This window comes from Kitasatospora cheerisanensis KCTC 2395 (genome assembly GCF_000696185.1).
GTDB lineage: Bacteria > Actinomycetota > Actinomycetes > Streptomycetales > Streptomycetaceae > Kitasatospora > Kitasatospora cheerisanensis.
In genome coordinates this window covers 1,707,032-1,731,596 of sequence record NZ_KK853997.1, presented here as the reverse complement: position 1 = coordinate 1,731,596, position 24,565 = coordinate 1,707,032, and the positions used below count along the sequence as shown (strand labels likewise).

The 24,565-nt window shown below is 75.0% G+C and carries 26 protein-coding genes and 2 pseudogenes; 19 read left to right on the top strand and 9 right to left on the bottom strand.

What is annotated here, in order from left to right:
• Positions 1–369 precede the first annotated feature (369 nt).
• From KCH_RS07790 to KCH_RS07765, 6 genes are all read left to right on the top strand, one after another.
• The gene (locus KCH_RS07790) at positions 370–630 is read left to right on the top strand and encodes a hypothetical protein (protein WP_157031944.1); all 261 of its coding nucleotides are present in this window, start codon (positions 370–372) and stop codon (positions 628–630) included.
• 189 nt (positions 631–819) lie between these two features.
• On the top strand, positions 820–1,647 hold the full coding sequence (locus KCH_RS07785) for a polysaccharide deacetylase family protein (RefSeq protein ID WP_035860591.1): 828 nt from the start codon (positions 820–822) through the stop codon (positions 1,645–1,647).
• Complete coding sequence (locus KCH_RS07780) at positions 1,640–2,827, top strand: glycosyltransferase (protein ID WP_051652859.1); 1,188 nt, start codon at positions 1,640–1,642, stop codon at positions 2,825–2,827. Before KCH_RS07785 ends, KCH_RS07780 begins: the two co-directional genes overlap by 8 nt.
• 242 nt (positions 2,828–3,069) lie before the next feature.
• A complete protein-coding gene (locus KCH_RS07775) occupies positions 3,070–3,774 on the top strand; it encodes a sugar transferase (RefSeq protein ID WP_035860587.1) in 705 nt (234 codons plus the stop codon).
• 123 nt (positions 3,775–3,897) lie between these two features.
• Complete coding sequence (locus KCH_RS07770; protein ID WP_035860584.1) at positions 3,898–4,494, top strand: NeuD/PglB/VioB family sugar acetyltransferase; 597 nt, start codon at positions 3,898–3,900, stop codon at positions 4,492–4,494.
• 101 nt (positions 4,495–4,595) lie between these two features.
• The gene (locus tag KCH_RS07765; RefSeq protein WP_035860581.1) at positions 4,596–5,075 is read left to right on the top strand and encodes an NUDIX hydrolase; all 480 of its coding nucleotides are present in this window, start codon (positions 4,596–4,598) and stop codon (positions 5,073–5,075) included.
• Between the two features lie 102 nt (positions 5,076–5,177).
• Here the strand turns inward: KCH_RS07765 and KCH_RS45890 are convergent, their stop codons facing one another.
• The 3 genes from KCH_RS45890 to KCH_RS07755 all read right to left on the bottom strand — a co-directional run bounded on the left by KCH_RS45890 (position 5,178) and on the right by KCH_RS07755 (position 6,800).
• Positions 5,178–5,771 carry an NAD-dependent epimerase/dehydratase family protein gene (locus KCH_RS45890; RefSeq protein ID WP_279635840.1) on the bottom strand — a complete coding sequence of 198 codons (594 nt, stop codon included), beginning with the start codon at positions 5,769–5,771 and terminating at the stop codon, positions 5,178–5,180.
• Complete coding sequence (locus KCH_RS45885) at positions 5,690–6,106, bottom strand: NAD-dependent epimerase/dehydratase family protein (protein WP_279635839.1); 417 nt, start codon at positions 6,104–6,106, stop codon at positions 5,690–5,692. The genes KCH_RS45890 and KCH_RS45885 overlap by 82 nt, the downstream gene beginning before the upstream one ends.
• Positions 6,107–6,263: 157 nt before the next feature.
• Positions 6,264–6,800, bottom strand: a complete 537-nt coding sequence (locus tag KCH_RS07755; RefSeq protein ID WP_084223363.1) for a PTS-dependent dihydroxyacetone kinase phosphotransferase subunit DhaM — start codon at positions 6,798–6,800, stop codon at positions 6,264–6,266.
• Positions 6,801–7,017: 217 nt separating this feature from the next.
• On the opposite strand from KCH_RS07755, the gene KCH_RS07750 reads away from it, so the two are divergent.
• The 4 genes from KCH_RS07750 to KCH_RS07740 all read left to right on the top strand — a co-directional run bounded on the left by KCH_RS07750 (position 7,018) and on the right by KCH_RS07740 (position 9,882).
• On the top strand, positions 7,018–7,257 hold the full coding sequence (locus KCH_RS07750) for a DUF397 domain-containing protein (protein ID WP_035860578.1): 240 nt from the start codon (positions 7,018–7,020) through the stop codon (positions 7,255–7,257).
• Positions 7,258–8,100: 843 nt separating this feature from the next.
• Complete coding sequence (locus KCH_RS07745) at positions 8,101–8,595, top strand: hypothetical protein (RefSeq protein ID WP_035860576.1); 495 nt, start codon at positions 8,101–8,103, stop codon at positions 8,593–8,595.
• Positions 8,596–8,602: 7 nt separating this feature from the next.
• Positions 8,603–8,683, top strand: a complete 81-nt coding sequence (locus KCH_RS47095; protein ID WP_341869173.1) for a putative leader peptide — start codon at positions 8,603–8,605, stop codon at positions 8,681–8,683.
• A 56-nt stretch (positions 8,684–8,739) separates the two neighbouring features.
• The gene (locus KCH_RS07740) at positions 8,740–9,882 is read left to right on the top strand and encodes an acyl-CoA dehydrogenase family protein (protein ID WP_084223361.1); all 1,143 of its coding nucleotides are present in this window, start codon (positions 8,740–8,742) and stop codon (positions 9,880–9,882) included.
• Positions 9,883–9,889: 7 nt separating this feature from the next.
• Here the strand turns inward: KCH_RS07740 and KCH_RS07735 are convergent, their stop codons facing one another.
• Positions 9,890–11,050, bottom strand: a complete 1,161-nt coding sequence (locus KCH_RS07735; protein WP_425268741.1) for an aminoglycoside phosphotransferase family protein — start codon at positions 11,048–11,050, stop codon at positions 9,890–9,892.
• 417 nt (positions 11,051–11,467) lie between these two features.
• Between KCH_RS07735 and KCH_RS07730 the strand changes: the two are divergent.
• The 6 genes and pseudogenes from KCH_RS07730 (at position 11,468) to KCH_RS07710 (ending at position 16,691) form a co-directional block, all read left to right on the top strand.
• Positions 11,468–12,950: pseudogene (locus KCH_RS07730) on the top strand (DNA-binding protein NsdB).
• Positions 12,951–13,213: 263 nt separating this feature from the next.
• Positions 13,214–14,640 (top strand): annotated as a pseudogene (locus KCH_RS07725) (HEAT repeat domain-containing protein).
• A gap of 243 nt (positions 14,641–14,883) precedes the next feature.
• Positions 14,884–15,222: a DUF1775 domain-containing protein gene (locus KCH_RS37045; protein WP_051652857.1), complete on the top strand. Its 339-nt coding sequence runs from the start codon at positions 14,884–14,886 to the stop codon at positions 15,220–15,222.
• Positions 15,219–15,389 (top strand): hypothetical protein, encoded by a 171-nt coding sequence (locus tag KCH_RS41095; RefSeq protein ID WP_157031943.1) that lies wholly within the window; start codon positions 15,219–15,221, stop codon positions 15,387–15,389. Before KCH_RS37045 ends, KCH_RS41095 begins: the two co-directional genes overlap by 4 nt.
• A 49-nt stretch (positions 15,390–15,438) precedes the next feature.
• A complete protein-coding gene (locus KCH_RS07715) occupies positions 15,439–15,936 on the top strand; it encodes a YfbM family protein (protein ID WP_035860573.1) in 498 nt (165 codons plus the stop codon).
• Between the two features lie 20 nt (positions 15,937–15,956).
• Positions 15,957–16,691: a hypothetical protein gene (locus KCH_RS07710; protein ID WP_035860570.1), complete on the top strand. Its 735-nt coding sequence runs from the start codon at positions 15,957–15,959 to the stop codon at positions 16,689–16,691.
• A 7-nt stretch (positions 16,692–16,698) separates the two neighbouring features.
• Here KCH_RS07710 and KCH_RS07705 read toward each other — a convergent pair whose 3' ends face one another.
• Positions 16,699–17,889 carry an MFS transporter gene (locus KCH_RS07705; protein ID WP_035860566.1) on the bottom strand — a complete coding sequence of 397 codons (1,191 nt, stop codon included), beginning with the start codon at positions 17,887–17,889 and terminating at the stop codon, positions 16,699–16,701.
• Positions 17,890–17,970: 81 nt separating this feature from the next.
• Between KCH_RS07705 and KCH_RS07700 the strand changes: the two genes are divergently transcribed.
• Positions 17,971–18,954, top strand: a complete 984-nt coding sequence (locus tag KCH_RS07700) for an ArsR/SmtB family transcription factor (protein ID WP_035860564.1) — start codon at positions 17,971–17,973, stop codon at positions 18,952–18,954.
• Positions 18,955–19,037: 83 nt separating this feature from the next.
• Here KCH_RS07700 and KCH_RS07695 read toward each other — a convergent pair whose 3' ends face one another.
• From KCH_RS07695 to KCH_RS07685, 3 genes are all read right to left on the bottom strand, one after another.
• On the bottom strand, positions 19,038–19,490 hold the full coding sequence (locus KCH_RS07695; protein ID WP_035860561.1) for a VOC family protein: 453 nt from the start codon (positions 19,488–19,490) through the stop codon (positions 19,038–19,040).
• Positions 19,491–19,661: 171 nt separating this feature from the next.
• A complete protein-coding gene (locus KCH_RS07690) occupies positions 19,662–20,504 on the bottom strand; it encodes an undecaprenyl-diphosphate phosphatase (RefSeq protein WP_425268888.1) in 843 nt (280 codons plus the stop codon).
• A 219-nt stretch (positions 20,505–20,723) separates the two neighbouring features.
• Complete coding sequence (locus KCH_RS07685) at positions 20,724–21,305, bottom strand: GNAT family N-acetyltransferase (protein ID WP_035860553.1); 582 nt, start codon at positions 21,303–21,305, stop codon at positions 20,724–20,726.
• Positions 21,306–21,591: 286 nt separating this feature from the next.
• On the opposite strand from KCH_RS07685, the gene KCH_RS07680 reads away from it, so the two are divergent.
• Both KCH_RS07680 and KCH_RS07675 read left to right on the top strand, forming a co-directional pair.
• Entirely contained in the window at positions 21,592–22,428 is an 837-nt protein-coding gene (locus KCH_RS07680) for an EamA family transporter (RefSeq protein WP_035860540.1), read from the top strand.
• Positions 22,429–22,629: 201 nt separating this feature from the next.
• Positions 22,630–23,331, top strand: coding sequence for a B3/B4 domain-containing protein (locus KCH_RS07675; RefSeq protein ID WP_035860538.1), 702 nt, complete (start codon positions 22,630–22,632; stop codon positions 23,329–23,331).
• A gap of 7 nt (positions 23,332–23,338) precedes the next feature.
• Here the strand turns inward: KCH_RS07675 and KCH_RS07670 are convergent, their stop codons facing one another.
• Positions 23,339–24,367 (bottom strand): DNA topoisomerase subunit B, encoded by a 1,029-nt coding sequence (locus KCH_RS07670; RefSeq protein WP_051652856.1) that lies wholly within the window; start codon positions 24,365–24,367, stop codon positions 23,339–23,341.
• Positions 24,368–24,565: the final 198 nt, after the last annotated feature.

Below are 24,565 nucleotides of genomic sequence, written 5' to 3'. Positions count from 1 at the left end.
CGGCGGCTCCGCTCCCGAGTGATCTAGCCCGCGGCGGGTACTCCCAATCCCGCTCGTCGGACGGCTCCTGGATCGCTCAATGTAGTGGAGACCACCGAGGCCCCGGGATGGTTGTACGGCGGACGGCGAGATTTCGCGGGCAGCTCCGAACGGCCGTCCGGAAGCGCCCGAACGGCCGGACGAGAGCGTTCCGGAAGCGTCCGAACGGTGGTCCGGACCCGGTCCGCGCATTCGCCGGTGGGCACGGCGCGCCGGCGAATGCACGGACCGGGGCCGCGGTGGTGCACGGCCGGACGGCGCACGGCGGGGCTCCGCGCCAGGGTCCAAGGGCCGTGGTCCGGCGCCCGGCCCCGGGTTACCGTGGTAGGCATGGCAGACACCCCCCGTGACCGCGCCGCTACGCGCTGGTCCACCGTGTTCGGCGGCTGCGCGCTGCGCCGCCACCAGTTGCTGCTGTCCCTGGTCGGCCTGGGCTGCGTGGCGCTCGGCATCGTGGTGGCCGTGCTGGTCCCGGAGGGCGACGGCCCGGCCTGGGTGATGGCGGTGGTCGGGTGCCTCGCCGCCGGCGTGCTGCTGCTGGTCCGGATCGGCCTGGCGCTGCTCCGCCCGGGCGGCCGCGCCACCCCCTGACGCCGCTGCCCCGCTGCCCCGGGCGGACAGCTCCGGTCAGACCGGCTGATTTTCGGCCTACCTCCGCACTTCTTTCACGTTTCCACGGCACTGGAAGCACACTTCCCCCTACTGTGAAACGCATCGCCCGCGGCAGCCGCGGGCCGGGGAGTCATCAGGTGCGGTGCGGGGGCGCCGCGAGGGGGAGTCATGGCGACCACTGCCGGCGCCGCCACAGGCATCAGGACGAAGGTCAAACAGCAGTTGGCCCGTGCGGCCGGCCGCGTTCCCGGGGAGGGCGCGACCGTCCTCATCTACCACCGGGTCGGCGGCGGGACCGCCGACGAACTCGACCTCGCCACGGCGGACTTCACCGCCCAGGCCGACCTGCTCGCCGAGCTCCCGCCCGGCCGCGTCGTCGCGCTGGACACCGCCACCGACCGGCTCGAAGCCGGCCTGCGCACCCCCAGCACCGTCCTCACCTTCGACGACGGCTTCGCCGACACCTACGACACCGCCTGGCCGATCCTCCGCGAACGCGGCCTGCCGTTCACCGTCTACCTGGCCAGCGGCATGGTCGGCGGCCCGATGCGCTGGGAGGGCTCCACCGCGAAGGGCGCCCCCGCCACCGGGCTCGACTGGGACCAGCTGCGCGAGATGACCGCCTCCGGGCTGTGCACCGTCGCCAACCACACGCGCAGCCACGCCCGGCCCGCGCTGCTCACCACCAGCGAACTCGACGCCTGTGGCGACGACGTCGAGGAACACCTCGGCACCCGGCCGCGCCACTTCGCCTACACCTGGGGAACGCCCGTCCCGCACATGGACGCCGCGCTGCGGGCCCGCTTCCGCACCAGCGCCACCGGACGGGTCGGCCGCAACCTGCCGGGCTTCGACCGGGTCCGGTTCCACCGCGTCCCGGTCCGCCGCACCGACCCGATCGACTTCTTCCGCGCCAAGCTGTACGGCCGGCTGATCCCGGAACGCGCCTACGCCCGGATCGTGGCCGGTGCGAAGGCGGTGGGCGCCCGTGCCTGACCGGCTGCCCCTGCGGCTGCGCGGCGAGGACGGACGCCCCCTGCGGGTCGCCCACCTCACCACCGTCGACATGTCGCTGCACCTGCTGCTGGCCACCGAACTCGCCGTCGACGTCGAGCACGGCCTGGAGACGTACGGTCTCAGCGCCCCCGGCCCGTACCGGCAGCGGATCGAGCAACTCGGCGTCCAGCACCGGCCGTTGCCCTCGCTCACCCGGGCCTGGCAGCCCGCCGCCGACCTCGCCGCCGCCCGCGAACTGCTCGCCGCGCTGCGCGAGATCCGGCCCGACGTGCTGCACACCCACAACCCGAAGACCGGCGTCCTCGGCCGGATCCTCGGTCGGCTCGCCCGCGTCCCGGTCGTCGTCAACACCTGCCACGGACTCTGGGCGCAGGCCCACGACCCGCTCGCCAAGCGCCTGTTGGTGCTCGGCGCCGAAGCCTTCGCCGCCCGGTTCTCGCACGCCGAGCTGTACCAGAACGCCGAGGACCACCGCACCCTCGCCCGCTGGGGCGTCCCCGCGCACCGCGCCCGGGTCGTCGGCAACGGTGTCGACCTCGACCGCTTCCCCGCCCCCGGCCCCGCCCGGGACGAGCTTCGCACCCGGCTCCGGAACCGGCTCGGCGTGCGGGACGGCGAACTGCTGGTCGGCGGAGTCGGCCGACGGGTCGCCGAGAAGGGCATCCGCGAGTACGCCGAAGCCGCCCGCGCCCTGGCCGGCAAGGCCCGGTTCGTGTGGATCGGACCCGACGACCCCGACAAGCCCGACGCGCTGCGCGCCGCCGAGGCCGGACTCGAATTCCTCGGCAGCCGCGACGACATGCCCGCCGTGTACGCCGCGCTCGACGTCTTCGTGCTGCCCTCCTACCGGGAGGGCTTCTCCCGCTCCGGCATGGAGGCCGCCGCCAGCGGCCTGCCCATGGTGCTCAGCGACATCCGCGGCTGCCGCGAGATCGGCGTCCACGACCGGGACCTGCTGCTCGCCCCCGCCGCCGACGCCGCGGCCCTGACCGCCGCGCTCGACCGGCTCCTCACCGAACCACCCCTGCGGATACGCCTGGGCGCGGCGGCCCGCCGCCGCGCCCTCGACCGGTTCGACCAGCGCACCGTCGCCCGGACCTCCCTGGAGACCTACGCCGCCGTCGCCCGCCGACGCGGACTGCCCTGGACCACCGACTGACCCGGCGCCACCCGCACCACCGTCACCGCAGCACCACCGTCACCGCAGCAACGGCACAGCGCCACCGTCACCGCTCGGCAGCAACGGCACAGCGCCACCTGCACCGAAGCACGTGCACCGCCGCACCGCCGCACCGCTCAGCAGCAGCACGGTCGTCACGCCGGCCCGCCGGCGTGCCCGCCACCCGCCCCGGCAGGGGCCCACCACACCACCACGACGCAGCACATCCAGTTGGGGGAGAAATGAAGCGAGGGGGGGACCTCGCGGTCGCCGCACTGGCCGGGATCATCGCCGTCCCGCTCGGTCTGGTGATCGCCCTGCTGATCCGCGCCACCATGGGCGGACCGGTGATCTTCCGGCAGACCCGCTCCGGCCGCCACGGCCAGGAGTTCAGCATCCTCAAGTTCCGCACCATGCGCGACAAGCGCTACGAGGACGAACCCGACGCCCCGCGCATCACCCGCCTCGGCGCGCTGCTGCGCCGCACCAGCCTCGACGAACTCCCGCAGTTGTGGAACGTCGTCCGCGGCGAGATGGCCGTCATCGGCCCCCGCCCCACACTGCCCGAACAGGTCGTCCACTACTCGCCCCGGCAGCGCGGCCGCCTCGCCCTGCGCCCCGGCCTCACCGGCTGGGCGCAGATCCGCGGCCGCAACTCCATCACCTGGCCCGAACGGATCGAACTCGACCTCTGGTACATCGAGCACCGCAGCCTGCTGCTCGACCTGCGGATCCTGGTCGGCACCGCCCGGATGCTGCTGCGCCCCACCGGCATCACCGCCGCGGGCGGGGTGAACCCCGGCTTCCCGGTCCCCGCCGAGACGCCGGCCCCCGCCGAGACGCCGGCCCCGGCCGCGGTTCCGGCCGTGCCCGCCGCGCGGATCGTGCTGCCCCGGCAGGCCACCGCGACCGCACCCCGGCTGGCCCGGGAGGAGCTGCGCGGCTGACGGAACGATTCGCCCGGGCGGCGCGGGGCGTCCCGCGGCCGCCCGGGCTGCCGTAAGGTCCGGAACGGGGCGGCGACGACGGCCGCCTGACGGTGCGTCGGCGAGCGAACGGGAGCGGAACGGATGCTGTGGATCGCGGGCGCCGGGGGAGTCGGCCGGGAGGCCCTGGACGTGGCGATCGCGGCGGGCGTGCCGGTCGCCGGGTTCCTGGACGAGCGGCTCGCCGGCGAGCAGGTCCGCGGACTGCCGGTCCGCACACCGGCCGAACTGCCCCACGGCGCGCCCTACTTGATCGGCATCGCGGACCCGGCGGTGCGGGCCCGGCTCGCCCGGGTGCTGGATGCGGCCGGTGGCCTGCCGGCCACCCTGGTCCATCCGCGGGCGATCGTCGCGCCCGAGACCGAACTCGCCGCCGGCTGCCTGGTGATGGGCGGCGCGCACCTCTCCAGCAGCGTCACCCTCGGCCCGCACAGCCAGGTCCACTACAACGCCACCGTCGGCCACGACGCGCGCCTCGGCGCCCGCGTCACCGTCTACCCCGGCGCGAACGTCTCCGGCGCGGTGCTGCTGCACGACGACGCCACCGTCGGCTCCAACGCGGTCGTCCTCCAGGGCCGCACCGTCGGCCCCGCGGCCTTCGTCGGCGCCGGCGCCGTGGTCACCCGCGATGTCCCGGCGCGCACCACCGTCATCGGCGCCCCGGCCCGCCCGATGCGCTGAGGCCCGCCCGATGCGCTGAGGCCCGACGATGCGCTGACGCCCGATGCGCCGGCCCGATGCGCCGACGCCGGGGGAGCGGCCGGCCGCATAGGCTCGGCGGCATGGGTATTCCTGTGTTTCTCGCCGAGTTGCGCGAGCTGGTGGGCCATCGGCCGCTGTGGCTGTCCGCCGTCACCCTGGTGGTGGTGGACGAGGACGGGCGGGTGCTGCTCGGCCGGCGGGCGGACAACGGCAAGTGGGCGCTGATCGGGGGCATCATCGATCCCGGCGAGCAGCCGGCCGACGCGGCGGTCCGGGAGTGCCTGGAGGAGACCGGGGTGACGGTGCGGCCGGAGGCGCTGGCCGCGGTGACCGTCTCGCCGGTGATCGACTACCCGAACGGCGACCGCGCCCAGTACCTCGAACTGACCTTCCGCTGCCGCCCGTTGGCGGGCGAGGCGCGGGTGAACGACGACGAGTCGCTGGAGGTCGGCTGGTTCCACCCGGACGCGCTGCCGGAGGTCGACGCGTCCGTGCAGGAACGGATCAAGCTGGCGCTGGCCGGAAGCAGCACGACGTACTTCGAGCCGCCCCGGCCGTGACCGGCGACCCCGGGGCGCGCAACGGCGCGCCCCGGAACGGCAGTTCGCGCCGACAGCGCATCAGGGCGCCGCAGAGCGAGCCGATTCAGGCCGCGGTGCGCCTCAGAGCGAGCGGAACCAGGCCGCGGTGCGCCGCAGCCCCTCCGCCAGCGGGACCGGCCGGACCTCCGGGAACAGCTCGCGCAGGCGGGAGTTGTCGGCCTGCGAATCCCGGACGTCCCCCGGCCGCGGGTCGACGTGCTCGGCGGCGACCGGCTCGCCCAGCGCCTCGCCCAGCAGCGCGATCAGCTCCAGCAGCGTGGTGCGGGTGCCGAACGCCAGGTTCACCGGCTCGGCGCTGACCACCCGCCGGAGCACGGCCTCGGCGAGCACCTGCGCGACCGTCCCGACATAGGTGAAGTCGCGGCTCTGCAGCCCGTCCCCGTGCACCGTCACGGGCCGGCCGTGCAGCGCCGCGTCGAGGAAGGCCGGCACCACGGCGGCGTAGGCGTGGCCGGCCGGCTGGAGCGGGCCGAAGACGTTGAAGAAGCGCAGCGGGAGCACGCCCAGGCCGTAGCAGTGGTGGTACGCGCCGAGGTAGGCCTCGGTGGCGAGCTTGGACACCGCGTACGGGCTCATCGGCGCGGTGCGCATCGACTCCCGCTTCGGCAGCTCGCGGTTGGCGCCGTACACCGAGGAGGAGGACGCCGCCGCCACGTACAGGCCGCCGGCCCGGCGGCCGCCTCCAGGACCTCCAGGGTGCCGGTGGCGTTCGCGTGGTGGCTGGCCAGCGGCGCGGCCACCGAGCGCGGCACCGACGGCAGCGCCGCGAGGTGCACCACCGCGTCCGCGCCCGTGAACGCCGCGTCCAGCAGCGCCGGGTCGAGGATCGTGCCCTCGAACAGGGTGACGTCCACCCCCGCGAGGTTGGCCTTGCTGCCGGTGGACAGGTCGTCCACCACGCGGACCTCCGCCACCTCCGGACGGGCCGTCAACTCCCGGGCCAGATTGGCCCCGATGAACCCGGCCCCGCCGGTGATCACCACTCGCACCGCCGCCCACCACCCCTTCGCCGGGCCGGGGATCCCCCCACCGGGCCGATGGCCAGACTCTAGCCGCGGCCCCGCCCCGCCGGGCCGAAAACCCGCCCGGCGGGCCCCGAACCGGCCCATCGGCCGGTTCCGCTACGACGACCGGTCGATGCGCGCCTCAGCGCTTCGGCCGACGCGCGGTCTCCTCCGCCGCGTCCAGCACCGCCGCCAGGTCGCCGCCGGCCGTCGCGGTCGCCACCGCCGCGGCCGCGCCCTCCACGAACGGGGCGTCGGCGAACCGCACCGGGAACGGCAGGCCGTGCTCGTCGGCGTCGGTCAGCAGCGCGAGCACCGTCTCGACCGCGCCGTTCAGGTCGCACAGCACCACCACGCCGTGGCCCTGGTCGACCCGGCGGGCGGCCGTCGCCACCAGCACCGCGCTGGTGCCCAGGCCGTCCGCGATCGAGCCGCCGGTCGACGCGACCGGAGCCGGATCGTCCGACTCCGCCACCGCCAGGGCCAGCGCCCGCACCGCGTCCGCCACCTCGTGGCTGTGCGAGACCAGCACCACGCCCACCCGCCCGTGCCCGGTCGGCCGGGACGGCCGCGGCACCGTCGGCGCGGGAAGCGTGCCCGTGGCGGCGCCCACCGGCGGGGCGGACGGCGCGGTGGTGATCGGGATGACGTCGGCGCGGCTGCCGTCCCGCTGGTCCATCGGCTGCTCCCGGTGCGTGGCTGACTGCTCGTCACCCATCCCTACCCCGAACGGGCCCCGGCGGCCTGCCTTTAGCACAGGTGTCGGCCGGACACGGCCGGATCGGACCATCTCCACCACCCGCGGGGCAGACCCGCCGCGAACCGCCGACCCGGCCGCCCGCCGTCGCTACGCTGGCCACTCGGAAAAACACACCGGCAGCGGACGGAGCGGCAGGATGGCGGCACAGGCGGCGGACCGGCGCAAGATCGAACTGGACGTGAGCGGCGCCGAGTGGCAGTCCGCGGGCGACGACCCGGACGGCGTGCAGATCGCCTTCGTCGACGGGTACATCGCGATGCGCAACGGCGCGGAGCCGGACGGCCCGGCGCTGATCTTCACCCCCGCCGAATGGCGGGCCTTCGTCCTCGGCGCCCGCGACGGCGAATTCGACCCGTACCGGCAGCCGGCGGGCTGAAACCCGCACAGCGGGGGCCGAAATCGGTACCACCCGGGCCGAATCGGCCCCCCCGGTGCCGAAATCGGCCGCACGGAGCCGGATTTCGGCCGTTGTCGAGGTGACCGGTACGCCCGGACTGCCCTGGTCCGCACCCGTCGAAACCGTTCGGGAAGGTGACGGGCGGGCATACGCCGAGGTTACGAAAGAGTTCTGATGGGCCGAAACTTGTTGACTGCTCGACAAGCCTGCCAGAGAGTAAGAGCAGGCAGACGCCGTGCCGACCGCCCCCACGCGGTCTGGCACGGCGCCCGCTTGTGCTGCCCGTCACCGGCGCCGATGACGGGCCCTCCCACCCTGGACCGCACGGAGTGCGGCAGCCGTCGCGACGGGAGCGGGCCCGACCGGGAAGAGCTACCTCCCGACAGGGCCGAGACCCGGATTCCGCACGCCCCCACGCGGCGGTGATCCGGGCAAGGTCCGCGAACGCGACGGCATGAGGGCCCCGCGGACCTGGCTCGGTATTCCATATGGCTTTGTGTGCCGCTTCGACCGGGACTCCGACCGCTCGGGCGCTGCCGCGTCGACCGCAGGCTCCCGCAACGGCGAAGACCCATTGAATCAGCAAATGGTGCTCGTGAGTTCACACGACAGTTCACACGACCGCGTGCGCAGTGAGGGAATGCGCGCAAGGCACGCTGCGACAAACCGCACCCCGTGGATCTCGCCCGGAGCGGCCGTCGTGCTGAACCGAACGTAGCCCGGACGGTTGCTCAGAGTCAACATTGGTCCCTGAGCGTAGATCCCGGCCTGATCGCGGACCCGCTCACCGGCCCCGGCCCACCGGGCACGTACGATGGGCCCATGTCATTTCTCCGCCGTCGCTCCGGACAGCCCGCCGGCCCGGACTTCGACGTCCTGGCGATGGACCCGGGCGACTGGCCCGGCCTGTTCGGGGCCATGATCATGGCCGGCACGGACGGCTCCTGCCAAGGCATTTTCCTGCGCTACGACCTGCTCGGCGGCCGCGGCCCGGCCATGCTGATCGGCAACGTCCCGCAGGGCTCACCCGCCCGCGACAGCGAGGACGGCGTGCCGTTCGAGGTCCGCCAACTGCTCGCCGCGCTGGAGAACGACGAGCCGGTGGAGTTCGTCTCCGCCGAGGACTTCCCGGTCATGCTCGGCGACGACCTGCTGATCGTCCGGAAGGTCAAGGTCAGCGAAGGCCGCCTGTACTGCTCCCAGTTCGGGCGCAGCGACGACGTCCAGGTCACCATCGCCTCCTGGGACCGACCGATTTCGGACGACCTCTACCAGCTTCTCAAGCCGCTTCCGGCGGAGATGTTCCAGCAGGACTAGGCGCCCGATGCCCCGGCCGCTGTTGCTCACCCGCCGCCTGCACGTGGACCTCCGGCGCACCGCCGGCGCGGCCTGTCCGGCGTCCTGAACTTCCCCGGAGACCAGGACCGCCCGACCACCACGCCAGCCCGGAGGCCCGCCGCCATGCCCCGCACCCCCGCGCACACCCCTGCCGTCGAACCCGCCACCGCCACCGTGCCCGCCGCCGACGGACCGGGGGTCGCGACCGCCCTCGACCGGCTGCCCCGCGTGGTCGACCTGCTCGCCGCCCGCGCCGCCGAACACGACCGCGACGGCACCTTCCCGTACCAGGGCGTCGAAGCCGTCCACGACGCCGGACTGCTCACCCTGACGGTCGGTCAGCGCTACGGCGGACCCGGCGCCGGACTTGCCGACACCGTCCGGGTGCTGGCCCGGCTCGGCCGCGGCGACGCCTCCGTCGCCCTGCTCACCGCCCACACCCTGCTGCACCACGCGGAACAGGCCAGGACCGCGCCCTGGCCCGCCGCGCTCTACCGGCGGCTGCTCACCGAATCCCGCCGCGGACCCGCCCTGGTCGGCACCCTGCGCGCCCAGCCCGGCCGCCCGCCCGCCGTCACCGCCCACTGGCACGGCGACGCCTGGCGGCTCACCGGCCGCGCCGCGCACTGTCCCGGCGCCGAGGCGCTCGCCTGGCTCGCCGTCGAGGCCCGCACCGAGGAACAGCAGCCCCGCACCGGCGTGTTCCTGGTCCGCGCCGACAGCCCCGGACTCGAGATCGACCCCGCCGCCGACCAGCTCGGCCTGCGCGCCGCCGCCGGCCACGACGTCCTGCTGGACGCCGCCCGGGTCGGCACCGACGCCGCCCTGCTGCCCCGCGGCACCGCCCCGGCCGGCCGGCCGCTCGCCGCGGCCTGGCGTCAACTCGCCCTCACCGCCGTCCTGCTGGGCACCGCCCGGGCCGCTCTCGACTGGTCCGCCGGCCGCCTGCGCGGCAGCACCGCGCACCGCCGGCCGATCGGCGAGCTGGACGTCCGGCTCACCGGTGCCGAGGAACTCGTGCACGGCCTCGCCGCCCGGACCGACACCGACCCGGCCGCCGCCGAGCGCGCGCCCGCCGTCCAGCTGCTGGCGGCCCGCACCGCCGCCGACACCGTCCAGCAGGCCCTCACCCTCACCGGCAGCGCCGGCCTCGACCGCCGCCACCCGCTGGAGCGCCACCTGCGCGACACCCTCAGCCTGCGCGCCCAACTGCCCGCCGAGGACGCCGTCCTGGACGCCCTCGGCGAAGCACTGCTGGGGGACTGACCGGCCGTCAGCGGGTGCCGACCGCCGCGCGGACCGCGCGGCGGGCCAGCGCCGCGTCGTCGAACAGCCGGCGGATCATGATCCGCTGCTCCTCGCCCGCGCCCGGGAGGTCGTGCAGCCGCAGCTCGCGCATCAGCACCAGGGTCAGGTTCACCAGGAACGCGTCCCGCGCCAAGGTGCCGCCGGACTGGGCGAGTTGGCTGATCTGCCGACGGGCCGCGGTGTCGCCGGACAGCACGCTCCACAGCACCGCCAGGTCGTAGCCCGGCAGGTACCAGCCGGCCTGCTCCCAGTCCACCAGCACCGGACCCGAGGGCGCCAGCAGCATGTTGCCCAGCAGCGCGTCACCGTGGCACAGCTGCCACGGCACCGAGGACAGGCCGTGCAGCAGGCCGCGCATGTCGCCCGCGTCCCGGTCGGTCAGCAGGCCCAGCGAGTGGAACCGGGTGATCTCCGTCTGGTAGTCCATCGGCTTGCCGAACACGTCCGTCGGTGGCCGCCACAGGTTCAGCGTGCGCACCGCGCCGAGCACCGCCCGCACCTCGCCCGGCGTCGGCGCGTTCACCGGGTGCCGCTCCCGGGCCGCCGGACGGCCCGGCACCCGCTCCAGCACCAGCACGCAGCGGTCGTGGTCCGCCGCCACCAGCCGCGGCAGCCGCACCGGCGGACGGTGCCGCACGAACGCCCGGTACACCGCCACCTCGTGGTGGAACCGCTCCACCAGCAGCTCCGCCCCCGGACCGCGCAGCGCCCCCGGCGCCAGGCACTTGGCCACCACCGGGGCCCGGCCGATGGTGCCCGCGACCAGGATGTGCCGACTGCCCTCCCGCAGCACCTGGCGCGGCAGGAACGCGGGACATATCCGCGCGACGTTGGCGAGCACCGCACGCACCGCCGGCGTCTGCAGCGCGGCCGGATCCACCCGGTCCACGAACGCCTCCCCGCCCCGGCCCGGCATCGGACGCCCGAGCCGGCCGAGCTGCTCCGGCAGCGGACGGGTCACCAGAGTGGTGCGCCCGCGCGGGTCGCGCACCTCCGTCCCGCGCGGAGCGGGCCGTCCCGCGCCGGCGGTCGGGGGGCGCAGACCGGGGCGTGACGGGCGCGCGGCCGCGCCGTCCACCCCGGTCGGGGCTGTCGGGCGGGTACCGGTGCTGGCTGTGGAGTACATGGGCGGGTGAGGGTCCTTCCTTGACCGGCGGCAAAGCTTCACGGGGCCCGGACGATCTGGGGTCGGGCCGCCGGGTGGAGCGCGGGCGCCGGGCACGGAGCCGAACCGCCGGACCGTCCGCACCCTGGGGAAATGCGTCCGATCCGACCGTCGTGCCATGCCCGGTGCCGCCGCGCCACCCGGTCGCGCCACCCCCCGAACCGCTCCTGCCGGAACGGCTCCTGACGGGCCGTCGGGTGGACATCCGGGCCGGTCGGGGGCCGTCCCGAAGCGAAGTCGGGGTGGCGCATATCTACCTGACACCCGATCGGCACTGGCACACCATCTGGCGGACCCTGGCGAACCATGGCGAATGGGCTTCTGGCATGTGACAGAGCCACTAGGGTTTTTGCCAGCCGAGGAACCTGGGGGCTTCAGTTGAGCAGGGGGCCGAACACCAGACTGGCCGACCACTTCGCCCTGACCGGATGGTCGAAGGGCGAGCTGGCGAGGCTGGTCAACCGGCGGGGAGCGGCACTGGGCGAGCAGCAACTGTCCACCGACACCTCCCGGGTCCGGCGCTGGATCGAGCAGGGCGAAATCCCGCGCGACCCGGTGCCGAGGGTGCTGGCCGCCGTGTTCACCGAGCGGCTCGGCCGTGTCGTCACCACCGAGGACTTAGGTCTCGAACGACACCGGCCCACCAGGTCCGGCAGCACGGCGGCACCGCCGACGGAGCCAGGGGCACCGGATCGGACGGCCGCGGTCCTCACCGAGTTCACGGGAATGGACCTCATGCTGAACAGACGCGGACTGGTCGGCGCCTCCGCCGCCCTCGCGGCCGGCGCGATGATCGCCGACAACCTGCACGACTGGCTCACCGGCGGCGCGGTCGCCGAAGCCGCCGCCCGGCCCGGCCCCGCCACGTCCTCACCCGCGGCGGCCCCCGCCCGCTGGTCGAGGCCTACGACCCCGGCCCGGTCGGACCCGACGAAGTCGCCGCCCTCGAACGCTCGGTCGAGGTGTTCCGCGCCTGGGACGCCTCCCGCGGCGGCGGGCTCCAGCGCAAGGCCGTGGTCGGCCAGCTCAACGAGGTCGGCGGCCTCCTCACCCACCACCACCCCGCCGCCCTGGAACGCCGGCTCTGGACGGTCGCCGCCAACCTCGCCGTGCTGGCCGGCTGGATGTCCCACGACGTCGGCCTCGAACCCACCGCCCAGCGCTACTTCGTGATCGCCGCGCAGGCCGCCCGGGAGGCCGACGACCGCCCCGGGCCGGCGAGGCCGTCTCCCGCGCCGCCCGCCAGATGCTCCACCTCGGCCGCGCCGACGAAGCCCTCGAACTCATGCAGCTGGCCCGGGCCGGCACCCGCCCCGCCGACGGCGCGCTGCCCCGCACCCGCGCCATGCTGAGCACCGTCGAAGCCTGGGCGCTGGCCTCGCTCGGCCGCTCCGAGGCCACCCGCCGAGCCCTCGGCGAGGCCGAGGAACTGTTCGCCGAGGACACCGACCGGCCCGTCCCCAGCTGGATGCAGCTGTTCAACGAGGCCGAACTGCACGGCATGCAGGCGCTGGTGTACCGCACCCTCGCCGAACACGACGCCCGCGCCGCCCCGTCCGCCGTGCACCACGCCACGGAGGCGATCCGGCTCCGGCAGCGCACCGGCCGGGAGCGCTCCGCGCTGCTCGACCGGATCACCCTCGCCTCCGTCCACTGGATCGCCGGCGACCCCGACGCCGCCCTCGCCCAGGCCGGGCGCGCGCTCGGCTCGATCCACCAGACCTCCTCCAAGCGCACCTGGGACCGGCTGCGCGAGATGCACCGGCTCTCCGCCCGCCACCAGGGCCTGCCCGCCGTCGCCGAACTGCGCGACCGGATCCGCGAGGCGCTCCCCGCCCCCGGCGCGGCCCGGCCGATCTGAGGCCGCCCGGCGGGCGCCCGCCGCGGTGGGCCGGCCGGTGCCCGCCGCGGCGCCCCGCGCGACGTCCGGAACCGGTCGATCCGGTACGGACGGACCCGGCTCGACCTGGCCGCACCTGCGGAAATCCGTTGCCCTGTGTGCGGATCGGCCCCCCAGGCGGTAACCTTCGGTGATTCCGGCGCCCGGGCGCCTGAGCTGTGCCAACCGACCCCGGCGACGGAAATCCCGTTGCCACGACGACCGCCGCAACGGATGCTGACCTCATGTTCGAGCCAGTGATAGCGCCCAGCGCCAGCCTCCTCGGCCTCCTCCAGAGAGGCCGCGGAGACGGGCAGCTGCATGCGTTGGCCGCAGACCGCGACGAGGCGATCGCCGCCGTCGAGAGCTGCGTGACCAACGACCCCCGCGCCGACTGGCAGGTCGAGAACCGCTCCCTGTACTACGCGCGGCTCTACATGGAGTTGGAGGCCCCCCTCACCGGCCTCGAACTCCACCTCACCGCTCCCGAGGACGCCACCGACACCGACGAGGCCCGCACCGGCCTCGCCCTGGCCGTGCTCGGCCACCTCGCCGGCTACGGCCGCCGCGACGCCTCGACCTGCTGCGCGCCTACACCACCACCGGGACCAACTGGGCCTGGGCCCTCGACGAACTCGCCCTGCGCGACACCGACGACGCCCTGCTCGGCCTCGCTCCCGCCGTCCTGAGCCGCTTCCCGACCGGACCGGAGGGCGACGCCGAACTGCGCGAGGCGATCCGCGCCGCGTACGAGCCCAGGGTGTGGCGGCTGTGGGCCGTCCACCACCCCCGGGTCGCCACCGCGAGCGAGCAGTCGCCGTTCGACCTGTGGCAGCGGCAGCTCAACCGCCCCGGCGTCACCCCGGGCTGGTCCACCACCGACGTCCTCGCCTGGGCCGACCAGGGCGAAGGCGCCGAACCCGGAGCCCTCGCCCGGCGCGCCGCCGCGGCCGCCCGCTGCCTCACCGCCGTGGTCCGCCCCGAGGACGCGCCGCTGCTGCGCGCCGCCGCCGCCGGCGGCCCGGCCGGCGCCCGCTGCGCCGCCCTCCGGCACCTGGTCGAGCAGCGCGACCCGGCCGCCGCCGAGCACATCGAGGCCGCCGCCGCCGACCTGGACCACCGGATCGTCGCCACCGCGCTGGAACTGCTCGGCCGGATGCGAGGTCCCGAGGCGCTCGCGCACGCCCGCCGCTGGGCCGACCCGGCCACCGGCAGTGCCGACAGCGCCCTCGGCCAGGCCGCCGTCCGCCTCCTCGCGGACGCCGGCGAACCCTGCGACGCCCCGCTCGTGGTTGCCGCACTCCACCAGTGGATCTCCCTCAACGGCGTCACCGGCACCGCCCTCGGCAGTCTCGTCGACGGCATCGGCCGGCTCCGCGCCCACGCCGCCGTGCCCGCCCTGCGGCACGTCTACGGCGAAGCCGCCTCCTCCGAACTGCGCGGCCGCGCCGCCCAGGCGCTCGCCGTCACCGACCCGTACTTCGGGGAGGGCCCGGCCGTCGAATGCCTCTGGGACTGCGAGGAGACCACCCGGGAGCTCGCCGCCACGCACGTCACCACCACCGGCGACGCCCGGGTCCTGGAACGCCTGCGCCGACTGGCCGCCGACCCCGCCGAGGAAGCCGAGGTCCATGCCGCCGTTCGAGGCCGCCTGACCGCCCGAGACCGGTAGAGTCCCCTCCATGCAGCGACCGCGAGCGCCCCGCCACGTCCTGACGGCCCTCCTCACCCTGGGCCTGGCCCTCGGACGGCCGGCACCGCCGCCGCCCACGTCGAGGTCAACTCCTCGACGGCGCAGGCGCTCGCCGTCGATGCCACCGTCACCTTCTCCGCCGAGGGCGAGTCCTCCACCGCGGGCATCAAGGACGTCAAGGTCACGCTGCCCACCGGACTCACCCCCGCCGACGTCACGCCGGTGAAGACCCCCGACGGCTGGACGTACACCGCCACCGCCGACGGCTGGACGGTCGCCGGACCGGCCCTCGCGCCCGGCGCCGCCGCCGAGTACTCCGTGAAGCTCCGTCAACTCCCCGCCACCACCTCGGTGGTGTTCAAGACCCTGGTCGACTACTCGGACGGCCACACCGACCGGTGGATCGAGATCCCGCAGGGCGACAGCAAGCCCGAGCACCCCGCCCCGTCCTCGCGCTGCGCCCCGCCGCGGCCGGCGCGACCCCGTTGCCCGCCGCGGCGCCGACGGGCGCCGCCACCTCCGCCGCGCCCACGCCGAGCGTCGCCGCCACCCTCACCGTGACGGTCACCCCCTCGCCGTCGCCGGCGGCCGGCGCGACCGGCGAGAAGTCCGACGACTCCGGCGAGAGCACCACCGCGATCGTCCTCGGCGGTCTCGGCGCGGTCGTGGTGCTCGGCGGGCTGATCGTGCTCGCGGTGCGCCGCCGCTCCTCCCGCCCGGGCCGCTGAGCCCGGGCCGTTCGGCCCGCTGTCGCCGACGGCTGCCAGGATGCCGCGCATGAGCATCCTCGGCAGCTACCTCCGGCTCTCGCCCGCCGAAATCGACCGCGCCCTCCAACAGCCCGGCTGGGCCGCCCGGTTCGGCGCGGACCGGGCCGAGCAGGACGAACGGTGCGCGCCCGCCGAACGGCGCTGCCACCGCACCGGGACGGCCTGGCCCGGCCTGGCCCACCTGCTCGCCCGCCACGACCTCCCCGCCGACCTCGTCCACGGCGAGCGGCCGCTCCCCGACGACGAGGACGGCGGCTACGGGCCGCCCCGGCTGCTCACCCCCGAGCAAGTCGCTGCCGTCGCAAGCCGGTTGGCAGACCTCCCGTTCGACGCGCTGGCGGCGGACCGCACCCCCGCCGACCTGGCCGCCGCCGGCCTCGGCCCCGCCTCCCTGTGGACGGACCCGCACGCCTTCGAGCACCTCGCCGCCGAGTACGCCGCCCTGCGCGCCTTCCTCGACCGCACCGCCCGCTACCGGCACGGCCTGCTGGTGCGGTACGCATGACCGGCGGGCACCAGGAGGGGATGGCCGCAGCCCGGTCGGCCCTCACCGGCGCGGCCGGCCCGGCCGGCCACCTGTCGGCCCTGCTGGACCGGTTCGCCGCCGAACCGGCGCGCCACTGGCCGGAGTTGATGGACCACCTGTGCCCGCAGCTCGACACCGTCCACCCGGCGAGCTGGGCGGCGCTGCCCCGGCTGGCGGAGATCGCGGCCGCCTGCGACGGGACGGACCGGCTCACCCCGGTGCTGTCGGCCGCCGCCGCGATCGCCTCCTGCGCCCCCGACACCGACGGACCGTTGCAGGAACTCGCCGGCCCGGTGGGCGAGTTGCACCGGCTCACCGACGGGGCGCTGCGGCGGGCGGCCGACCGGGAGGAGTACGTGCTGCTGCTCCAGTGCCTGCTGTCCTTCGAGGGCGCCGTGTGCTGGGACCGCGCGCTGGACGGCCTGCACACCGGCGAGTTCGAGGCGTGCTGCCCCTGGTGCGGCCTGCTGCTGGAGGTCGAGCTCGGCACCGAGCGGTCGCACTGCGTCGACGCCGAGTACTCGCTGCCCGGCGAACCGGTGCGGGCGCCGATCCGGCCCGCCGCGCTCGGTCAACTCGACGGTGTGGGAGCCCGGTTGTTCCGGCGGGCCACGGCGGACGGGTGGCCGGCGGTGGCGCGGGCGGTGCGGCGGCTGTTCGGGGAGTCGGCGTGCCCGGACTGCGGCACGGGCTTCGTCGTAGCCGTCCGGGTGGCCGCGGCCCGGGGATTCTGACCGGAGGTCAGGCGAGCCTCCCGTGCGGGAGGGTGCGGACGGAGGCCGAGAGCAGCGGGAGCAGGGTCAGTGCGGCCTGGGTAAGGGCGGCGGCGGTGGCGAGGGAGTGGGCGCCGTACTGGGCGGCGAGCGGGCCGCAGGCCAACTGGCCCAGGGGGATGGCGAGGTAGGAGAACACGTCGGCGTGCGAGGAGACGCGGGACAGGACGTCGGTCGGCAGGTGCTCCTGGAGCGAGGTGTCCCAGGCGGTGGCGGCGAGGGCGCTGCCGAGGCCGGCGGTGAGGGCGGCGGCCAGCAGCCAGGGCGCAGGGGCGTGCAGGCCGAGCGCCAGCAGCGGCAACGGCAGCGTCAGGCCCGCGAGTTGGCCGGCGGCGAGCAGGCGGGGGAGGGCCAGTCGGTAGAGGGCCGCGCCCGCCAGCAGCAGGCCGGCGCCGCGGGTGGCGAGCAGGGTGCCCCAGAGGGCGGGCCCGGAGAGCTGCGGGCCGAGGATCTGCCAGGGGCCGGTGAGCAGCAGGTTGGTCGCGCAGTAGGACCAGGTCGTCCACCACACCCAGCGGGTGCGCCGGAACGCCGCCCAGCCGTCTCGCAACTCCGGTAGCAGCGAGGCGCGTCGGCTGTGGATCCGACCGGCCGGGAGGCGGGCGAGGCAGAGCGCGGCGGGCAGGTAGCTGAACGCGTCGCCCGCCACCGCCCAGCCGGGGCCGGCGCTCGCCACCAGCAGCCCGGCCAGCGCCGGGCCGAACACCTTGCTGCCGTTCGAGGCGATGCCCAACAGGGCGTTCGCGGGGCGCAGTTGCTCGCGCGGGACGAGTTCGGGCAGCAGGCCCACCAGCGCGGGCGAGGTGAACGCCGTCAGCAGGCCGTTCAGGAACTCGAGGGCGGCGATCGGCCCGAGCGCGTAGTGGCCGGTCAGCAGCAGGGCCGCGACCAGGCCCTGGGTGAGGCCCGCGCCCAGGTGGGTGGCGAGCAGGACGGTGCGGCGCGGCAGGCGGTCGGCGACCGCGCCGCCGAGCAGCAGGAAGGCCAGCATGGGAACCGTGCGCACGGCGAGCACGACGCCCAGGTCGGCGGCCCGGCCGGAGCCGTCGAGCACCGCGAACGCCAGGGCCACCGGCGCCATCGCGCTGCCGAGCAGGGAGATCGCCCGGCCGGTGAAGAACCAGCGGAAGCCGGAGTGGTGAAGGAGTGGTGGAAGCACCCGCAGAGTGTGCGAGGCCGGGCCGCCGGGCCTCTATTGTTTCGCCGTTCACCGAAACCTGGGGGAAGGGCAGAGCTCGCCATGGTGATGCTGAGGCTGGACTCGCTGGCGCTGTCGCGCTCCCGGTTCGCCCTGTCGCCGTTCGCCGAGACCCTCGCCGCGATCGTTCAACTCGCCCGTCCCGCCGCCGAGTCGTGGAACCCGGAGTGGCACGCCCGGCACCGTGGGGAGTTCCACGCCCGGCTGCGGGCGGACCCGTACGCGCGGGGGCTGGTCGCGCTGATCTCCGCCACCAAGTGGCTGCCGGACCACCTGGTGGTGCCGCCGGGCGGCGGGATGGACACCACCATCGAGTCCGAACTCGCCGAGGTGGCAGGGGTGCCGGACGAGGTGGTGGCGGAAGGCGTGCGGATGTCGCTGGCGCACAGCTGGGAGGAGCGGCAGCTGGACTGGTTCACCGGCCGCGATCACGGTGCCCGGGCCGCCGAACTGTTCCGCGTGGCCTGGGACACCCACGTCGCCGCCGACTGGCCGGCCCGCCGGGCCGTCCTGCTGCGCGACGTCACCCACCGGGCCGGGCTGCTGGCCGCGCACGGCTGGCCGCGCGCCCTGCACCTGATGAACCGTCGCAGCGCGTGGGTCGGCAGCGACGCGATCCGGTTCAGCGACCGCCCCGGCCCCGACCGGACGGTGGGGGCGGACGGCATGCTGTTCGTCCCGATCAGCGCGCACCGCAGCTCCTGGCTCTGCCAGGCTCCGGGCCGCCCGTACGCGCTGGTCTACCCCGCCCGCGGGACGGGTGCCCGGGAAGCCGCGCCGGACGGCGACCGGGCGCTCGCCCGGCTGATCGGCACCGGCCGCGCGGTGATCCTCCGCCACCTCGACACCCCCGCCACCACCAGCGAACTCGCCGCCCTGCTCGACCAGTCCGTCGGCACGGTCGGCGGCCACCTGGCCGTCCTGCGCGACGCCGGCCTGGTTGACCGCACCCGGCTCGGCCGCCGGGTCCTCTACCACCGCACCCCTCTCGGCGACCACCTCGCCGACGGCAGGCCGGGCGCCTGAGACGACGTCAGCCGAACATGCCGGGGCAGTCGGCGGCCCGTCAGGCGACGTCACCCGGACACGCCGGGGCAGTCGACGGCCCGTCAGGCGACGCAGAACTCGTTGCCCTCGGGATCGAGCATGACCCACCAGTGGCCGATGGGGCCCTGGTCGTGCTCCTTGACGCGGGTGGCGCCGAGGGACTCCAGGCGGGCGACCGTGGCTTCGAGGCGGCCGTCGGAGTGGACGTCGAGGTGCAGGCGGTTCTTGCCGGACTTGGGTTCGGGCACGTCCTGGAACAGGATGCGGCGACCCTTGCCGACGCCGCTCGTGGGGTCGTACGGGTCCTCGGGGTGGCGGACGGCCGAGTAGCCGCGGAACTGCTTGCGCCCGTCCGGGAGTTCACGGACCGCGGCGGCGGGCAGGCGGCCGCCGGCGAGCAGGGAGTCGATCAGCGCGGTCGGGTCCTCGACCTCGTACTCGAGGGCGGCGCCCCAGAACTCGGCGATGGCGGAGGCATCGGCGCTGTCCACGACCAGTTTCCAAGCGAGAGTCATGGCACCGCATCCAATCGCACATGAGATCGACAAGCAACGAGGTTCGGCGGCGCGCGGGTGTGACGCTCGGGTGTGTCGGTCGGGGTGTGCCGCTCGGGGTTCACCGCTCCGGTGGGCGCGCGAGAAGGGGCGGGCCGCCGGGAGCACCCGGTGCCCGCCCCTGGGGGAGCGTCAGTGCACCGCGCCCGCGTCCGGGGCGAGGGTGCCCGCGGTGACCAGGGCGATGATGGTGATGCCGAGCAGGACGCGGTAGATCACGAACGGCATGAAGCTGTTGTGCGAGATGTACTTCAGGAACCAGGCGATGGCCGCGTACCCGACCGCGAAGGCGATCACGGTGGCCAGGACGGTCGGACCCCAGGCGGGCGCCGGACCCTCGCCGATCTTGAAGAGTTCGAGCGTGCCGGAGGCGAGCACCGCCGGGATGGCCAGCAGGAACGAGTACCGGGCGGCCGCCTCGCGGCTGTAGCCGAGGAACAGGCCGGCGCTGATAGTGCCGCCGGAGCGGGAGACGCCCGGGATCAGCGCCAGCGACTGCGCCGCGCCGTACATCAGCGCGTGCGGGAAGGTCAGCGAACTGATCGGCCGGGCGTTGCGGACCGCGCGCGAGCGGTCGGCGACGGCGAGGATCAGGCCGAACACGATCAGCGTGGTGCCGATCAGCCGCAGGTCGCGCAGCGTGGTCTCGATGGTGTCCTGGAACAGCTTGCCGATGATGCCGATCGGCAGCGTGCCGACGATGACGTACCAGCCGAGCTTGGCGTTCTGGTCGCGGCGCCACTCCGCGCGGAACAGCGAAAGCGTCCAGGCCTTGATGATCGCGGCGATGTCGCGCCGGAAGTAGATCAGCACCGCGGACTCGGTGCCGAGCTGCGTCACCGCCGTGAACGCCGCACCCGGATCGTCCCAGCCGGCGAGGGCGGAGAACACCCGCAGGTGGGCGCTGGAGGAGACCGGCAGGAACTCGGTCAGGCCCTGGACCAGGCCGAGCACGGCCCCGTGGAGCCAGTCGATCATCGGACTACCCCCGCGGATATCTCCCGGTGGTTCAGCATGGCGTTGGTCCTGTTCGCTCGTGGGGTGGCCCGGCGGCGGCTCGGGGCGCGGTCCGGTGTGGCCGCATGATAGGGGCTCCAGGTGTCGCGGACGTCGTAATCGGGCATGGCCGCTCATATCGTCATCAAAGCGACGTCGACCCCTGGCAGTCGCCCGCTCGGCGTGGCCGATGAGCCGTCAGTTCGCGCGGCCTGCCGACCACTCGGAGCGGGTCAGCTCGTACACCACGTCGCCGTGCTCGCTGCCGGGGATCGGGTCCGGCCAGTCCTCGAAGAACGTCCGGACGTGGCGCAGGCCGGCCCGCTCCAGTACTCGGCGGGAGCCGGAGTTCACCGCCATCGTGGTGGCCACCACCCGATCCGCCCGCAGTTCGGCGAATGCGGCACGCACCAGGGCGAGCGCCGCCTCGGTGGCGTACCCCCGGCCCCAGGCGGCGGGCAGCAGGCGGTAGCCGACCTCCAGGCCGGCGGTCGGCCCGGTCTCCAGGCCCACCGAGTGCGCCGGACGCAGCGCGGCCCAGCCGAGGAAGTCTGCCCCGTCCGTCGCGAGCGCCCAGCAGCCGAGCCCCTCCGGCAGTCGGTCGTACTCGCCCAGCAGTGCCGGAAGCACCTCCTCGGCGACCCGGGTCGGAGTCATCGGGCGGCCGTCGTCCAGGTACCGCATCACCTCGGGGCTGCCGCACAGCTCGGTGACGGCAGGGAGGTCGGCGGAGGAGAGGCGGCGCAAGGTGAGCCGGTCGGTGCGCAGGCGGACGTCCATGGGGTGAGCTGAACACTCGGCGGGGGCGCGCGGCAAGCGCTTTCCGGGTGGGGGCGGCATGCGCCTTCCGGGCGGCCCGGGCAAGCGCTCCGCTCGCTGCACCGTGTGCCGGTCGCCCAACGGGCGCCGCGCGACATGGAGTTCCGCGAGCGGTGAGCCCGAAGCGGCCGGGTCGGGAGGTGGTCCTGCGTGCGCGGGGAACAGAATCGGCGGTCACTGTGTTGGCCTGCTTCGTTCAGCCTGTTGTACCGTTCGGGTGGTTCCGATCCATGGTTGGGGAAGCGTCATGATCGCTCTGCTACTGGCCCTCGGCAGTTCGCTCGCCTACGGCTGCGCCGACTTTCTCGGCGGCCTGGGCGCGCGCCGCGCGCACGTGCTGCGCACGGTGCTGATCGCCGCTCCGGCGAGCCTGGCGGTCGAGTTGGTGATGTGGCCGGTGCTCGGCGCGGAGTTCAGTGCGGGTGCGATCGGCTGGGGTGCGGCGTCCGGCGCCGCCTCCGCGGGTGCGTTCGCGCTGCTGTACCGGACGTTGGCGATCGGTCCGATGAACGTGCTGTCGCCGGTGACGGCACTGGTGTCGGCCGCGCTGCCGGTCGCCGTCGGCCTGCTGCAGGGCGAACAACTGGGCGCCGCCGGGCTGGTGGGCCTGCCGCTGGCGTTGCTCGCCGTGGTGCTGGTGAGCGCGGGCTCGGCGAACGGCCGGGCCCGGGTGACGCGGCTCGCGCTGCTGCTGGCCTTCGGCGCGGGCGGCGCGATCGCCGTGCAACTGGTCTGCCTGCACCAGGCCCCGGCCGGCAGCGGCATCGCCCCGCTGATCGTCGGTCGCGCCGTCACCTCCGCGCTCACCCTGACCGCCGCCGCGCTGCTGCGCCGCCGTCTCGGGCCCGAGCGCCCCGCGTACCGGCTGGCGGCCGCGGCGGGAGTGCTGGATTCGATGGCCAGCGTGCTGTTCCTGCTGGCCGCCCGGAGCGGTGACCTCACGGTGGTCGCCGTGATCACCGCCCTGTACCCGGCCGGCACCGTCCTGCTGGCCCGCGCCGTCCTCGCCGAACGCATCCACCGCGGCCAACTGGCCGGCCTGGGCGCAGCCGCCGTCGCGGTCGGACTGCTGGCCCTCGCCTGACCCCGCCGCCCTCCCGGCCCAACCGCCGTTTTGCGAGCGCTTGTTGAAGGGAGCACCCGGCCAACGACCTCCGAGCACCCGGCCGTCGGGCAGGCGTTCGCCGCCGTCCGGACTGCCGCCCCCGACCTGCTGGCCCCGTGACCTGCCGGCCCGGGCCCAACCCCCGTACCCCGAACGCCTGTTGAACGGAGCACCACCCCCATGACGTCCGTGCACCTGCACCCCGCCGTCGCCGAGGCCTTTCCGACTGCCCGGATCGCCCTGGTCACCGCCCACGGCGTTCGCGGCAGCGAGCCCTGGCCCGCCACCGCTGCCGCGCTGGACCTGCTGGAGCGCCAACTCGCGGGCGGGGACTGGCAGCCGGCCGACGAACAGGATGAGCGGATCGCCGTGTGGCACGCCGCGTACCGGGCGTTCGGGACCAATCCGCGCCGGATCCGTCCGAGCGTGGACGCTCTCGGGCGGCGTCTCGCCAAGCAGGGCGGGTTGCCCCGGATCAACCCGGCGGTGGACTCGTACAACGCGGTCTCGGTCCGGCACGGGCTGCCCGCCGGGGCGTTCGACCTGGCGGCGGTGCGGGGCGAGGTGGTGATCCGGTTCGCCGACGGCGACGAGGAGTTCACGCCGCTCGGGGAGCCGGACGTGGTGGAGCAGCCCAAGGCCGGGGAGGTGGTCTACCAGGACGCGGCGGGAGTGCTCACCCGCCACTGGAACCACCGCGACGCGCACCGCACCAGGGTCACCGAGCACTCGACCGACGCGCTGTTCGTGCTGGAGACGCTGCGCCCGGACGAGGAGCAGCTGGTCGCGGCGGCAGGGGAGTTGGCCGACCTGCTGGGTCCGCACAGTGCGGCGGTCGCGGTGCGGTACCTCGACCCGGAGCGGCCCCGGGCCGAGGTCTGAGGCTGCCTCAGTTCACCGGCGTCCGCTCCCGCCACGCCTCCAGTGCCTGCTGGACGGCTTCCGCGACGCAGGCCCGGACCGGGCCGTTGCCGAGGACGTCGCGGCAGGAACCCTCGAACTCGGGGTCGTCCAGCTTCACCGAGACGACCGCCGTCAGCCGAGTGTCCGGGCCGAGTGCCGCCGTCACGCCGTCCTGGAAGCCCGCGACGTGGCTGCCACCGCGGGTGGGGAGGGAGTTGGCGAACTCCGCGACCTGCGGGCCGCCCCGGCCCGACGGGTCGACGGCGATCTCCATCGAGCCGCCCATCCGGGGGTCCTCGCGTTCGACGAGGATCGCGCCGGCCGGGTCGGCGCCGAGCAGGGCGAGGTACTCCCGGACGCCGCCCGGCGCGTGGAAGCGCTCGGAGTACGGGACCGGGCCGCGTTCGTCGGTCAGGGTCAGGTCCAAGGTCCGGTTCAGCACGGCGAGTTCGCGGAACCGGGCGGCCAGGGCGTTCCGGTCGAACGACACGGCCGGGAAGATCTCCGGGTCGGGCCGGAAGGTGATCGTCGTGCCAGTGCCACTGCCGGTACCGGTACCGGTACCGGTACCGGTACCGGTACCAGGATCAGGACCGGTGCCGCCGGGGCCCACCGGCTCGCCGCGAGCGTACTCCTGACGGCTCGTGACGCCGTCGCGTCGCTCCTCCGCGACCAGCCGGTCGGTGAGCGCGTTGACCACGAACAGGCCGAGCGCGTACCAGCCAATGATCTGCCGCCCGGTCCGCCACGAGGTCGGCATGGTCGTCAACTCGTCGGCCAGGCAGTGCCGGTGGACGCCGTCGTGGGCGACCCGGGCGCTCCCGTCGGCCAGCAGGGTCACCTCCACGGTGCGGGCGCGCCCGTGCAGGACCTCGGCCGCCGCCTTCTCCATGACCTCGTACAGCAGGTGGTGCAGGCCCCGCTCCCCGGTCGATCCGATGTACATCCCGGGCCGTTTCCGGACCGCTTCCACGCCCGTCAGCACCACGATCGAGGTGGCGTCGTACTCCGTCACCGCACTGTCCCCTCCGACGTCTCCGGCAGTGCGCCCAACCCTAGGGGAAATTCGGGAAAACACCAGGTCAGAGGCGGTGTGGCGAGGCTGTGTGGGGCGCGCGGCGGGGGGTTTCGGAGGGGGTCCGCTGCCACGGTCGCGGGTGGGGGCGGGAGGGGCGTGCGGGCCTCGCGGAGGGCCCGCACGGGGTGATTCCGG